Below are 13,467 nucleotides of genomic sequence, written 5' to 3' on the forward strand. Positions count from 1 at the left end.
ACCGGACACCGCACACGCTACTGTCCCGGCCCGCCTCCGGACAGGGGTCGGATGGGTCACAAATCGCGTCATCCGCAACTACCGCGGGCGACGGCCCAACCGCGCCGTCGCCGGCTGTCCATCTGGCCGTGGGTCGGCATTCACGTGGGATGGCTACGCTCTGCCTCGCGCCAGCTCCCGGAACGAAAGACGGCCGTGCATCACGCCAACCACTACTACGGCCACTCGCACGTCCTGGCCCGCTACTGCGGCCTCGACGACCGGGCACCGCAGCGCATCCACGGCTATCTCCAGCACGGCTGGAACATCGGCGACGGGATGGCCGCCGACCACGAGTTCGTCCCCGGCGTCCCGCTGTTCGTCTGGTCGGAGCGGACCCGGCGCCGGGCGTGGTCGCTGGGCCGGCGGCAGACGTACGCCGTGGGCGCGCCCTGGGCGTACCTGCTGGCGACGGAACCGGAACCCGAGCCGGCGCCACCCCGGGAGGGCACGATCTGGTACCCGTTCCACGGCTGGGAGGGCCAGCACGTGGTGGGTGACCACGACCGGCTGATCGCGGAGATCAAGGCCACCGAACCGGGCCCGGTGACGGTGTGCCTGTACTGGCAGGAGTACCGGTCCCGGCGGGTACGCGACCGGTACGAACGGGCCGGCTTCCGGGTCATCTGCCATGGCTACCGTGGCGGCCGGTGGGACAGCCTGGACCCGGACTTCCTGCGGCGGCAGTTGGCCGAGCAGCGCCGACACCGGCGGGTCGCCTCGAACCGGCTCTGCACCGCCGTGTTCTACGCCATCCTCGCCGGCTGCGAGCCCGCCGTGTACGGCGATCCCATGCAACTGGCCGGGGAGGTACCGATCTGGGGTGGGCAGCCGCGGATCCGCCGGCAGTGGGCCGAGCTGCACGGCGCCCAGGTCGACCCGGTCGTCGCGCGGCAGATCGCCGTCGCGGAACTGGGTGCCGACCGGCTGCTCCCGCCCGCGGCGCTGCGTCGGATGTTCCGCTGGCCCGACCCGCTGCCGTCGGCCCCTCCGGCCGGCCGCGACCTGTTCGAGGAGACCCCGTGAACCTGCGACTGACCGGCGGGGAGATGCAGGTCTGGTCGGACCTGGACGGCCAGCACGGCCCTGGCCCGGTCCGGGGGACGGTGCTGACCCCGCTGCTGGCCGCCGCGTCCGGGCGCACCGCGGTCGTCGGGCCGCTGGACCCGGCGCTGCTCGACGCGGTGCCGGCGGACGATCTGACCTTGCTGGTCCGGGGCCTGCCGGACGCTGAGACGCTCGCCGCCCGCCTGGCCGACCGGCCAGGGATCACCGTGCTGTGCGGCGGCCCGGAGAAGCTCGCCGGGGAGCCGGCGTACGACACGGTGATCGCGCTCGACGGGTTGGAGCGGCTCGGCTCGACCGAGGGCGCTGATCTGACCTGGGACGACACGTTCGCCCTGCTGGCGGCCACCCTGCGCCCCGGCGGCCGGCTGCTGCTCGCCGCGGAGAACCACCTCGGCCTGCACCGGCTGGCGGCGCTGCCGCCCGACGTCACCGACTCGGACTGGGCGGACGCCGGCGAGTACGACCCCGACCGCCCCGCCGGCCTGGCGCGGTTTCAGTTCCGGCTGGCCCGCGCCGGCCTCGTCGTCACCCGCACCTACGCCGCCTGGCCGACGCCGCTCGCCCCGACCGCGCTGGTCTCGGCGGAGCTGTCGGCCGACCCGGAGGCGATCGGCTTCCTCCAGGCGACGCTCGGCCGGGCGATCGGCTCGCCGGCCGAGGCGCTGACCGACCCCGGCCGGCTGGCGGCCCGGGCGCTGCGCCACGGCGCGGCCGTCGACCTCGCACCGGGCTGGATCCTGCTGGCCGAGCAGGCCGATGCGGGAGCGGACCCGGCCGTCGCCCCCGGCCGGGACGGCTGGTTCGCGGCGCCGGCGGGCCGGCCGGCCACGCCCGGCTCACCGGCCGCGGCGGCGTCCCTGCCCGAGGCGCTGATCGCGATCGGCGACGATCGGTTCGACGTCGTCCCGCGGCCCGGCGGTGGTCTGGTGCTGCGCCGCCCGGACGCCGTCCCCACGCCGGTGCCGGTGGGCCGCACCCTCGAGGACCTGCTCATCGTCGCGTCCCTGCGGCACGACCTGCCGACCGTGCGGGAGCTGCTGCACCGCTGGCAGGCCGGCCGGCACGCGGGCGTCCCCGCCGACCAGGTCGTCGCCACGCGGGGTGGTGAACTCAACCCGCTGACGCCGGCGGGCTCGCCCCCGGCCGCGCTGCGGCGTCTCGCCGGCCGGCTGCTCGACGCCGGCCTCGCCCACCTCTGGCCGTCCCCCGCGGACCCGGCCGAGCTGGCGCAGACCCTGGCCGCGCTGGCCGGCCGGGCGTCCGAACCGGTCGCACCCGGCGACGTCGCCCCGGAGCGGCCGGATGCCCGGGCCTACCGGGAGCTGCGGACGGACCGGGACCGGCTGTCCCGCGAGCTGGCCGAGGCTCGCGAGCGGGAGGCGTGGTACGAGCGCACGCTCGCCGAGCGGGAGGTGGAGCTGCGTCGGGCCCGGGGCATCATCGCCCTGGTGAGCGGCACACCGACGGCGCGGGCCGGCAAGCTCGTCCTGGCCGGCGCACGGCGGGCGCGGCGGACCGCGGGTGCCGCCGTGCGGCGCGTCCTGCCGCGCGACTGACGCGCATCGGGCGGGACCGGTCCGGCGGTGGCGGCCGGCCGGTTTCGGCCCGCGCGGCCGAGCCCGGCAGTTCCGTCGACGTCCGCGGCTGCCGGGCCGGGGGCTCAGCCCGGAGCTTGGACCGCCCGGTCGGCGGCCGGCACCGGGACGTCGGCGTCGGGTCCGACGACGCTCTCGTACAGCTCCTCCAGCAGCCGGGTCTGCCGCCGGAGGTCGAAGGTCGTCTCGGCGTACTGGCGGCCCGCCCGGCCGAGGCGCTCCCGCAGCGGCTCGTCGGTGAGCAGCTGCCGGATGTTCTCCGCCAGCGCCACCCGGTCGCGTTCGGCGCAGAGCAGGCCGGTCTCGCCGTGCCGGACCCCCTCGGGGATCCCGCTGTGCCGGGTGGCGACGACCGGCAGGCCCAGACTGGCGGCCTCCAGGATCGTGGTGGGCAACCCCTCGCAGTCCCCGTCGGACGCCGTCCTGGACGGCGCCGCGAGGATCCTGGCCTCCGCCATGTGCCGGAGGACCACCTCCGGGGGCTGCGACCCGAGGAACGTGGCGTCCACGCCGAGCTCCGCCGCCCGCGTCCGGGCCGACTGCTCCAGCGGCCCGGTGCCGACGAACAGGGCCCGGGGGCGCAGCTCCGGGATCAGGCCGAGCGCCTCGACCAGGTCGTCGGCGCCCTTCTTGTCGACGAACCGGCCGACGAAGATCACGTCCCAGGTCTTCGGCGCCGTCGACGGCTGCGGCGGCATCGGCACGCCGGTGTAGTGGACGCGTACCTTCGCCGGGTCGGCGCCCAGCTCCACCGCGCGGTCGCGGATGAACCCGGAGACCGCGATGATCAGGGCCGCGCGGTCGAACGCGACCCGCAGATTGCGGCGGTGCCGGGCCCCTCGCGGCCCGGGCACCGCGGGCTGCCGCGTCACGTCGAGGCCGTGCAGCGTGATGACCAGGGGTACGCCCAACTGCTGCGCGGTGCGGCTGATCAGCCATCCGTCACCACCGAAGTGGGCGTGCACCACGGTCGGCTTCAGCCGGGTCAGCAATCGCCGCAGCCGCGGGGAGCCACCCGTCAGCCGCAGCAACCGCCAGCCGCGACGCCCCTGCGGGGTGTCGGGGTAGACGATGACGTCGCTGTCGGCGGCGATCGGTGAGACGGTCTTCGTCGCGCCGAGGTAGACCGGACGCCACGAGGGCAGCGCGTCGCCCTGGTTGCGGATGAACGTCTCGGAGACCGGCAGCATGCAGCTCCGCCAGATCACGGCGACCTTACGCGTGGACATCGTTCCTGACGTTCGTGGTCGGGGCGGGCGAGCCGGTGGTGTCGGGCGTGATCGGGGCGGCCGGCGTCCCGGATTCGCCGGCGAGCGCCTGCCCCGCCCCGGCCGGCTCGGTGTTCCCCGCCGGGGCGGCCGTACGCCGGCGCCCCAGGATCCGGTCGCGGAGGGTGTGCCGCAGCTGCGGCGGGATCATCCAGATCTGCAGGAACGTCAGGTAGTCGATCGCGCTGGGCCGCCCGTGCCGCCGGGCCTCGCCGAGCAGCATCCGGAAGACGGGGAAGCTGCGGGTGGGCGCCGCCATGGAGCTGATGATGCTCATGACGATCGCGGCGTACGCCTTGGGGGTGAGCAGCGGACGGATGCCGCGCAGCCACTCCAGCTGCGCCTCCCACGGCGAGTTCAGGCTGATCCGCGGCCGGTCCTCGTCCTGGTGCCAGAGCACCAGCGGCTCGGCGGCGATGACCAGGTCGACGTCGTCGTGGTCCAGCGCCCGCAGCGTCCAGTCGAGTTCCTGCTGCCGGCGTAGACCGACGGTGAACGGGACGCGCCGCAGCAGCTCCGTGGGCGCCATGATCGTCGAGGTCTGGATGAACCCGTCGCCGTGGAACAGCCCCCGCCGGACGGTGAGGTACTCGCACACCGGTTCGCCGTCCGCGGGGAGCCGGCGGGGCATGACGAACTCCGCCCGCGGTGTCTTGTTGATCAGACGGCTGGCGACGATCGGCGTCCGCACCGGGGTGCGCCGAGCCACCTCCAGCTGGACGGCGAGCTTCTCCGGCAGCCACTCGTCGTCGTCGTCCAGCAGGGCGGTCCACGGCGCCCGGGCCTCCAGGACACCCATGTTGCGGGCGTTCGGCGCGCCACCCTTGTGCGCGAGCTCCACCAGCCGCAGGCGGGGATCCCCGAACTCGGCCAGCGCGTTCCGGGTCCCCTCGTCCGGCCCGTCGACCACGACGACGACCTCGATGTCGGTCACCGTCTGGGCCAGGGCGCTGCGCACCGCCCGGGTAACCAGGTCGGGGCGGGCGAAGGTGGGGATGACGACGCTGACCTCGGGTGTCGAGGACATGCTCACCTGCTCATTCGGCCGGAGACGATTTGTCCGCAGGCGACGGTATGGGTTCCAGCCGTCACGCCGGTGAATGGAATCCGGCGCGCAGGCGTACAACAGGGGCCGGTGGCCGGTCCGGACGGTGGTGCGCGCCGTGGCGGAGCGGCTGTCCCGGGCGGTGCCGGGCCGGGCGGCGTCAGCCCCGGAGCCGAATCTCGGCGGGCTCCCGGTCACTGCGCAGGCCCTTCCAGGAGGGGTGGCGCAGGCGCTGGTCGGGGGTCCAGGACCGGAAGGTCACGTCGCCGACCAGGACCGGGTCGACCCAGACGGCGTGCCGGGCGTGCTCGCGTGGCACCGGGGACGCGAACGGGGAGTCCCGCCGCCGCAGCGGATCCAGCCGTTGCCGCAGGTCGCGCAGCGCCGCCTGGGTGAAGCCGGTGCCCACGTGCCCGATGTAGGTCAGCCGGCCCGCGCGGTCGTACATGCCGAGCAGGAGGGAACCGATGGCACCCTCGCGCCGGCCGGCGCCCGGCTTCCAGCCGCCGACGATGACCTCGACGGTCTCGTTGAGGGGCACCTTGACCCAGGCGGGCGAGCGGCGGCCCGGCGCGTACGACGAACCGAGCTGCTTGGCCACCACGCCCTCCAGACCGAGGTCTGCGGCGGCGGTGGCCAGGTCCCGGCCGGCGTCGCCGGTCCAGTAGGGTGGGGTGTCCACGCTCTCCCCGCCGAGGTCCAGCTCCTGCAGGGCGGCGCGGCGCTCGGCGTACGGCAGGGGGGTGGTGTCCCGCCCGTCGAGGTGCAGGATGTCGAACAGGTACACCCGTACCGGCGTGGCCTTCACGAGCGCGGCCGACGGCGCGCGGACGTGCATGCGGTGCTGGAGGGCCGAGAAGTCGGGCCGGCCCCTGCCGTCCAGCGCCACGATCTCGCCGTCCAGCACCGCGCGCCGCTTCCCCAGCAGGTCGGCGAGCCCGCCCAGCTCGGGATAGGCCCGCGTGATGTCCCGGTCGTTGCGGCTGAGCAGCCGCACCTCACCGGCGACGTACGCGATCGCCCGTACGCCGTCCCATTTGAACTCGTACCCCCAACCGGGCCCGGAGGGAAGGGCGCCGCTCGTGGCGAGCATCGGCCGCACGAGCGGGGGCATCCTGGCGCGCACCTCCCGATCATCACGAAACCCGCGACCGGAGCAGGTCGTCTTCGCCGGTTGTCGGTCTTCCGGATGACCGTGCGGTGGCGCCGGGTCGGCCGCGAGATCTGGTGGTACGGCCGCCCGGCGGGCGGGTACGGACACCGGCATGGCTGACACACCTCGGTTGACCCTGGCCGCCACCGTGCTGGACACCACCGACCCGCGGAGGCTCGCCGCGTTCTACGAACGCCTGCTGGGCTGGTCGCGCGACGAGGACGAGGCGGACTGGGTCACCCTGCGGGCTCCGTGCGGTGGTGCCGGTCTGTCCTTCCAGACCGAGCCGGCGTACGTGCGGCCGGTCTGGCCGGCCGGCCCGGGGGATCCGTCGATGATGGTGCACCTCGACATCAGGGTCGACGACCTCGACGCGGCGTCCGCGCACGCGGTGGCCGCCGGCGCCACGCTGGCGGGCTTCCAGCCCCAGGACGACGTGCGCGTGCTCCTCGACCCGGACGGCCACCCGTTCTGTCTCTTCACCTGACCCGGCCGGTTCCGTCGGCGCCGGTCCCCGGCCCTCGGTCCCGCACGGGCCCACCGCGCGTGGGCCCGTGGCGACCGGTCAGAGGACCAGCACGATGCGGCCGTTCGCCAGGCCCTCGGCCTGCCGCGACCAGGCGTCGGCGACCGAGGCGAACGGCACCAGTTCGTGGTCGACGGTGAGCCGGCCGGCGGCCGCGTGCCCGGCCACCACGGCGAGCGACGCCGCCCGCTCCTCGGTCGACAGCCCGTTGTTGGTGTAGCCGATCATCCGCAACGACCCGCTGCGCAGCACCGCGGACTCGACCGGCGCGGTGGCGCCCGCCGCGCTGCCCAGGTTGACCAGCCGGCCGCCCGGGCGCAGCACCCGCAGCGCCGCCGCGGCCGGAATCCCGAAGACCGGGTCGAGCACGAGGCCGACCGGGCCGTCGGTGGCGCCGCGCAGCCGGTCGGCCAGCGTCGCGACGTCGTCGTCGGGCCGCAGCGGGACGGACACCGTGGCGCCCAACTCCTTGGCGCGGGCGCAGGCCGCCGCGGAGCGGGACACCGCGATCACGCGGCGGGCCCCGCCGAGCCGGGCCAGCTGGACGGCCGCCTGGCCGACCACGCCCCCGGCGCCCAGCACCACGACCTGTTCGCCGGTCGCCAGCCCGCCGGCGTAGGTCAGCGCGCCGTGCGCGGCGACGGCCGAGAGGCCCAGCGCGGCCAGCAGCGTCAGCGGCACGTCCGACCGCAACGGCACCACGTCGGCGGTCGGCACCGTGACGGTGGCGGCCATGCTGCCGTCCACACCGGCCCGCATTCCGGCCGAGGTGCCGAACCAGACGGCGGTGCCGTCGTCGAGCCGACCGACGCCCTGCACCCCCGGCACGTACGGGGTCGACGGGGTGCCGAAGTAGCTGGTGCCGGAGGCGCAGAGCAGGTCGAGCGGGGTGATCGGCACGGCCTCGACGGTGACCGGCACCTCGCCGGCGGCCGGCACGGGCGCCGGCCGCTCGGTGACGGTGGGCGGCACGCCGCAGGCGGTGAGCAGGGCCGTACGGATCATGTCGCGATGTCCGGGTACGGCATGGCGAAGTGGGCCAGCCGGGCGCCGTACGACTTCTGGTACTCCAGCGGCTCGGTGTTGTCCCGCTCGAACATCGCGATGAACAGGGTCAGCGTGAGGAACGGGTGCGCGCCCAGCTCGAACAGCCGCACGTGGTCGTGGGTGGCGAGCGCCTCCCGCTCCCCGTCGTCGAAGCGCAACCAGGTGCTCGCCTCGCCGGTGTGGCAGTTCAGCACGGCGTTGGCCCGCTCGGCCTCCCACCAGGCGACCAGCTCCCGCGGCTCGGTCCGGTACCGCTCGACCAGCTCCGGGTCCCGGTCCACCGTGTAGAGGAACTTGTTCAGCAGGTACTTGCTCATGCCGGCGCTCCGTTCGGGTACCAGGTGAAGTAGGCCTCCATGGTGTGGAACAGGTCGAGGGTGTCGACGTAGTCGGCCTTCGCGCCGGCGCCGGCGACGCCCATCATGAGCATGAAGTCCATGAAGCCGTGGGTGGCGTTGCCCGGGGCGTGCAGGCTGTCCAACGTCACCTCGCGCAGGCAGCCGTCCAGGTCGCCGGTGGCGATCCACTCGACGGCCCGCTGGTCGAACTCGGGATCGGGGCCGTGCGGTCCGAACTGCCGCGGCCCGCCCAGCTCGAGCGATAGGTGGCCGGTGCCGATGACGGCGACCCGCAGGTGCGACGGCCAGGACGCGACGATCTCGCGGATGGCCTGGCCGAGCTGGACGAACCGCTTCGGCTGCGGCAGGGGCGGCGCGAAGATGTTCGTGTAGATCGGCACGATCGGCAGGTCGGCCTCCGGGCGCAACGTGACGATCGGGCAGGTGATGCTGTGGTCGATCCGCAACTCGTTGCTGAACGCCAGGTCGAAGCCGGAGTCGATCCCCGCCCGCAGGATGTGCGCGGACAGGTCCTCCTGGCCCTTGAGCAGCATCCGCGGCAGGCCGAACTCGCGTTCCTCGTTGTACCAGTTGGCGTCGTAGAACGGCGCCTTGCCGACCAGGAACTGCGGCATGTTGTCCAGCCAGAGCTGATGGAAGTGGTCCGAGCCGACCATCACCAGCACGTCCGGGTTGGCCCGGGTCAGGGTCTCCCGGAAGGTGAGGATCTTGCGGGTCCACTCGTCCGCGAACGGTGGCCGGTCCGCGCCGGTGGCGGTGCTGGCCTTGTAGTAGAAGGGGTGGTGGGTGGAGGCGATGACCGCGACGATGGAGGCCATTCCCGCTCCTCTCGCTGCTGAATCGGGGGATCAGGGTTCGTAGACGGCGTTGCGGTCGACGGTGCGGTAGATGTCCATGCCGAGCGGTCGGCGTCGCTCCTCGGCGAGGTGCCCGAGCAGCCCCGCGGCGCGGGCCAGCAGGGCGAAGCCGCGCAGCAGGTCGACCGGGAGGCCGAGGTCGGCGAGCGCGGCGCCGCAGACGCCGGCGCCGTTGAGCGGCAGGGTCCGGCCGAGCACCCGGGGGTGGACGCGCCCGATCGCCTCGAACAGCCGCAGGTGCGGCCCGCGCAGCCCCTCCTCCTCCGCGATGCGGATCAGGACCGGTGTACGCGGGTCCTGGTCCTTGTGCACGGGGTGCCCGAGCCCGGGGACGAGTCGGCGTTCCTGCTTGGCCCGGGTCACCGCGTCGAGCGCCACCGCGTCGTAGTCGGTCACCTCGCCCGCCCGCGCCAGCGTGTCGGCGAGGAAGCGTCCGCTGTCCTCGGTGACGCCGAGGAAGCGCGAGCCGCCGCCGAGGAGGCCGGCCGCGAGCGCGCCCTGCAGGGACTCGGGCGCGGACAGGTAGGTGAGCCGCGCCGCGATGGCCGTCGGGGTGAAGCCGTGGTCGGCGAGCGCCACCAGCACCGTCTCGAAGACCCGCACCTCGCCCGGGGTGGGGCGGCGGCCGGCGACCAGCCAGTACGCCAGCTCGCCGAAGCCCACCGAACCCATGAGGTCGGTGGCCAGATCCTTCCCGAGCAGGGAGATGGCGTTCGGGTCGGACGTGCCGATCCCGGTCGGGAAGCTCAGCTCTTCAGCCACGCGCGGATCTCCTCGCCGTGTTCGTCGATCCCGGGCGGCGGCAGCTCGTACCGCGCGGGGGTGTCGGAGAAGGTGATGGGGTTGCGGATCCCCGGCACGTCGCCGACGGTGACCACCGGCTCCAGGCCCAGCTCGTCGGCGAGGGCCACGCCGCCGTCGATGGTGTTGATCGGCGCGCACGGCACGCCGGCGGCGAGCAGCTCGCGGAACCACTCGTCCTTGGTCCGCTTGGCGAGCCGTTCGACGAGGAGGGGCCGCAACTGCTCGCGATTGGCGGTGCGGTCCTGGTTGCGGCCGAAGCGGGGGTCGTCCGGCAGGTCCGGCAGGTCGAGCACCTGGCAGAGCTTGCGGAACTGCCCGTCGTTGCCGGCGATCACGATCAGCTCGCCGTCCGCAGTCGGCAAGGGCTCGTACGGGAAGAGGCTGGGGTGCGCGTTGCCCATCCGGAACGGGACGGTGCCGCCGGCGACGTAGCCGCTGGAGTGGTTGACCAGGCCGGACAACGCGGAACTGAGCAGGTTGACCTCGACGTGCTGGCCCTGGCCGGTCTCGCCGCGGTGGTGCAGCGCGGCCAGGATGCCGATGCTCGCGTGCAGCCCGGCCATCACGTCGAAGACGGAGATGCCGGCCCGGTACGGCGAACCGTCCGGGTCGCCGGTGAGGCTCATCAGGCCGGAGATCGCCTGCACCATCAGGTCGTACCCGGGGAAGTTCGCCCCGGCGCTGGTGCCGAACCCGCTGATGCTCCCGTAGACGACCTTCGCGTTGCCGGCGGCGACCGTGTCGTAGTCGAGGCCGAACCGGGCGAGGGCCCCGGGCCGGAAGTTCTCGATCATCACGTCGGCGCGGCGGGCCAGCTCCCGCGCGGCCGCGAGGTCCTCGGGGTCCTTGAGATCGAGCGCGACGGACCGCTTGTTGCGGTTGATGCCAAGGTAGTACGTCGAGACGCCGTCGCGCGTCGGCGGCATCCACGTCCGGGTGTCGTCACCGCCGGGGCTCTCCACCTTGATCACCTGCGCGCCGAGATCGGCCAGGAGCATCGTCGCGTACGGCCCGGCGAGGATCCGGGAGAAGTCCGCGACGAGCAGGCCGGCCAGCGGGCCTGCGGAGTGCTGAACCATGTCACCGTCCGTTCTGCGGACATCTGTCCGCCGAATCAGCTTGCGACACGGGCCGGTCGCTGTCAACGGCCGCTTCCTCGACCGGGTGCGCGCTCTTGACACGACTGGTGACCGGGACCACACTGACGCCACTCGATCTGCCCGCACAGCGGACAGCGGTCCGGCAATTCGTATCCGGAAAGGATGGCTGGCGATGAGCGCACCCGACCGGCCGGTGCTCCTCCGCAACGGCCTGGTTCTCACCATGGACGACACGCACACGGTGCTCCCGGGCGCCGACGTGCTGGTCATCGGCGACCGGATCGCGGAGGTCGGCGTCGGCCTCACCGCGCCCGACGGCGCCCTGGAGATCGACGCCACCGGCGGCATCATCATGCCCGGCATGGTCGACACCCACCGGCACATGTGGCAGACCGCCATGCGGGGGTACGGCGCCGACTGGACCCTCACGCAGTACTTCGTCTGGTACTACCTCGAGTCCGGCAAGCTGTTCCGCCCCGAGGACGTGTACGCCGGCAACCTGCTCGCCGCGATCGAGGCGATCGACGCCGGCGTGACGACCACCGTCGACTGGTCACACGGCCTGCAGTCGATCGACCACGCCGACGCCGCGGTCGACGCCCTCGAGGCCGTGCCCGGCCGGTTCGTCCTCGCCTACGGCAACATCCAGCAGGGCCCGTGGGAGTGGGCGACCTCGCCGGAGTTCCGCGACTTCCACCGCCGGCGCATCGACGGGGGCCGGTTGGCCGGCTTCCAGATGGCCTTCGACGTCACCGGCGACCCCGCCTTCCCGGAGCGGGCTGCCTTCGAGACGGCCCGGGAACTCGGCGCCGCGGTGACCACCCATGCGGGCGTCTGGGGCGCCACCAACGACGACGGCATCCGGCTGATGCACGAAAACGGCTTCATGACCCCGTCCACCGTCTACGTGCACGCCGCGACCCTCACCCACGACTCCTACAACCGGATCGCGGCTACCGGCGGATCGGTCTCCGTGTCGACGGAGAGCGAGCAGAGCGCCGGGCAGGGCTACCCGCCCACCTGGCAGCTGCGGCACCACGACATCCCGGTCTCGCTGTCCATGGACACCAGCGTGTGGTGGAGCGGCGACCTCTTCTCCGCGATGCGGACCACCCTCGGCGCCGACCGCTCCCGCGAGCACCTGGAGGCGCACGCCAAGCAGGACACCATCACCCACTGCCACCTGCGCGCCGAACAGGTCGTCGAGTGGGCGACCCGGGGCGGGTCCCGCGCCCTCGGCCTGGACTCGTCGATCGGGGCGCTCACCCCCGGCCGGCAGGCCGACGTCGTCCTGATCAAGAACGACGCCTCGCCGGTGATGTTCCCGATCCTGCACCCGTACGGCCACGTCGTCTTCCAGGCCCAGCGCGCGGACGTGCACACCGTGCTGGTGGGCGGCCGGGTGGTCAAGCAGGACGGCCGGCTGGTCGGCGTCGACCTCGCCGCGGCCCGGGCGACGGTCGAGTCCACCATCTCCCACCTGCGGGAGACGCTCGGCGAGGAGGCCTGGCAGCGGGGCATGAACCCGGACGTCCCGGAGACGAAGATCCTGGAGAACCCCTACCAGTACACCGAGTGGGACGCCGGCTCCGCGCAGTGGAAGCATTAGGGCATGAGTGACAACGGAAGGGGCGCCGGGCCCGACTTCATCGAGGCCCTCGCCCGTGGCCTCGACGTCCTGCGCTCCTTCCGCCCGGCCTGCCCGTCGATGACCCTCAGCGAGATCGCCGCGGCCACCGGGCTGGCGCGGCCGACCGTCCGCCGTATCCTCATCACGCTCGAGTCGCTGGGCTACGTGCGTGCCGCCGGCCGCGGCTACGCCCTCACCCCGCGGGTCCTCGAACTCGGCATGACATACGTCAACGCGCTGAACATGTGGGAGGTCGCGCGCCCGCACATGGAGAAGCTGGTCGCGGAGACCAACGAGTCGACCTCGATGGCCCAGCTCGACGGCAGCGACATCGTCTACGTCGCGCGCGTCGCCGTGCCGAAGATCGTCACGCTCGCCGTGACCATCGGGACCCGCTTTCCGGCGCCCGCGACGTCGATGGGCAAGGTCCTCCTCGCGGCGCTGCCTCCCGCGGAGCTGGCCGCCGTGCTCGCCGAGCCGTCCCGCTCCGGGATCACCCCACGCTGGCAGCCCGCTCCGGCGGAGCTCGAGGCCTCGCTGCGCGAGGTCCGGGCCAAGGGGTGGGCGTTGGCCGACCAGGATCTCGCGCCGGGCATCCGGTCCGTCGCCACCGGCGTCCGCGACGGCGACGGCCGGGTCGTGGCCGCTGTCAACGTCACGGTGCACGCCGCCGAGACGTCGGTGGCGACGCTGCTCGACGAGCACCTGCCGAAGCTGCTGCGCACCGCCGCCGACATCGGGCACGACTGGGCCCTGACCGCGTCGGTGCCGGTGCTCACCACCTGACCGCCAGGCCCCCGGCCGGACGGAACGCCGCCGCCGGCCACGACCGCCTGCTCGCCGCCGCCGGCCACGACCGCCTGCTCGCCGCCGCCGGCCACGACCGCGGAGCGCCGGCCGACCGGACACCGGGTGGGTGCCGATCGGCCGGCGTCGACCGGCCCGCTCCCGACGGGATCGGCGGGAGCGGGCCGAC

13 protein-coding genes are annotated in these 13,467 nt (G+C 73.8%); 5 read left to right on the forward strand and 8 right to left on the reverse strand.

The features are described from left to right. Positions 1–195: 195 nt before the first annotated feature. Together O7603_RS00505 and O7603_RS00510 are read left to right on the forward strand one after the other, a co-directional pair. Entirely contained in the window at positions 196–1,065 is an 870-nt protein-coding gene (locus O7603_RS00505; protein WP_281573671.1) for a hypothetical protein, read from the forward strand. Further along, the gene (locus O7603_RS00510; RefSeq protein WP_281573672.1) at positions 1,062–2,663 is read left to right on the forward strand and encodes a hypothetical protein; all 1,602 of its coding nucleotides are present in this window, start codon (positions 1,062–1,064) and stop codon (positions 2,661–2,663) included. Before O7603_RS00505 ends, O7603_RS00510 begins: the two co-directional genes overlap by 4 nt. Positions 2,664–2,767: 104 nt before the next feature. On the opposite strand, the gene O7603_RS00515 is transcribed toward O7603_RS00510, so the two are convergent. The 3 genes from O7603_RS00515 to ligD all read right to left on the reverse strand — a co-directional run bounded on the left by O7603_RS00515 (position 2,768) and on the right by ligD (position 6,129). After that, positions 2,768–3,931: a glycosyltransferase gene (locus O7603_RS00515; RefSeq protein WP_281573673.1), complete on the reverse strand. Its 1,164-nt coding sequence runs from the start codon at positions 3,929–3,931 to the stop codon at positions 2,768–2,770. Continuing rightward, positions 3,918–4,997, reverse strand: a complete 1,080-nt coding sequence (locus O7603_RS00520; RefSeq protein WP_281573674.1) for a glycosyltransferase family 2 protein — start codon at positions 4,995–4,997, stop codon at positions 3,918–3,920. Before O7603_RS00520 ends, O7603_RS00515 begins: the two co-directional genes overlap by 14 nt. A gap of 178 nt (positions 4,998–5,175) precedes the next feature. Further along, positions 5,176–6,129 carry a non-homologous end-joining DNA ligase gene (gene ligD, locus O7603_RS00525; RefSeq protein WP_281573675.1) on the reverse strand — a complete coding sequence of 318 codons (954 nt, stop codon included), beginning with the start codon at positions 6,127–6,129 and terminating at the stop codon, positions 5,176–5,178. Between the two features lie 151 nt (positions 6,130–6,280). Here ligD and O7603_RS00530 point away from each other — a divergent pair, with 151 nt between their 5' ends. Further along, positions 6,281–6,655 carry a VOC family protein gene (locus O7603_RS00530; RefSeq protein ID WP_281573676.1) on the forward strand — a complete coding sequence of 125 codons (375 nt, stop codon included), beginning with the start codon at positions 6,281–6,283 and terminating at the stop codon, positions 6,653–6,655. Between the two features lie 78 nt (positions 6,656–6,733). Here the strand turns inward: O7603_RS00530 and O7603_RS00535 are convergent, their stop codons facing one another. From O7603_RS00535 to O7603_RS00555, 5 genes are read right to left on the reverse strand one after another with little or no spacing between them, the layout of a single operon-like run. Continuing rightward, positions 6,734–7,699, reverse strand: a complete 966-nt coding sequence (locus O7603_RS00535; RefSeq protein ID WP_281573677.1) for a zinc-binding dehydrogenase — start codon at positions 7,697–7,699, stop codon at positions 6,734–6,736. Beyond that, positions 7,696–8,058, reverse strand: coding sequence for a hypothetical protein (locus tag O7603_RS00540; protein WP_281573678.1), 363 nt, complete (start codon positions 8,056–8,058; stop codon positions 7,696–7,698). The genes O7603_RS00535 and O7603_RS00540 overlap by 4 nt, the downstream gene beginning before the upstream one ends. Further along, positions 8,055–8,918 carry an extradiol ring-cleavage dioxygenase gene (locus tag O7603_RS00545; RefSeq protein WP_281573679.1) on the reverse strand — a complete coding sequence of 288 codons (864 nt, stop codon included), beginning with the start codon at positions 8,916–8,918 and terminating at the stop codon, positions 8,055–8,057. The genes O7603_RS00540 and O7603_RS00545 overlap by 4 nt, the downstream gene beginning before the upstream one ends. A gap of 30 nt (positions 8,919–8,948) precedes the next feature. Further along, entirely contained in the window at positions 8,949–9,719 is a 771-nt protein-coding gene (locus tag O7603_RS00550; protein WP_281573680.1) for a citryl-CoA lyase, read from the reverse strand. Beyond that, positions 9,704–10,840, reverse strand: coding sequence for a CoA transferase (locus O7603_RS00555; RefSeq protein WP_281573681.1), 1,137 nt, complete (start codon positions 10,838–10,840; stop codon positions 9,704–9,706). Before O7603_RS00555 ends, O7603_RS00550 begins: the two co-directional genes overlap by 16 nt. A 193-nt stretch (positions 10,841–11,033) precedes the next feature. On the opposite strand from O7603_RS00555, the gene O7603_RS00560 reads away from it, so the two are divergent. Both O7603_RS00560 and O7603_RS00565 read left to right on the forward strand, forming a co-directional pair. Beyond that, positions 11,034–12,470: an amidohydrolase family protein gene (locus tag O7603_RS00560; protein WP_281573682.1), complete on the forward strand. Its 1,437-nt coding sequence runs from the start codon at positions 11,034–11,036 to the stop codon at positions 12,468–12,470. A 3-nt stretch (positions 12,471–12,473) separates the two neighbouring features. Then, positions 12,474–13,277 (forward strand): IclR family transcriptional regulator C-terminal domain-containing protein, encoded by an 804-nt coding sequence (locus O7603_RS00565; RefSeq protein ID WP_281573683.1) that lies wholly within the window; start codon positions 12,474–12,476, stop codon positions 13,275–13,277. Positions 13,278–13,467 lie beyond the last annotated feature (190 nt).

This window comes from Micromonospora sp. WMMD812 (assembly GCF_027497215.1).
Classification (GTDB): Bacteria; Actinomycetota; Actinomycetes; order Mycobacteriales; family Micromonosporaceae; genus Micromonospora.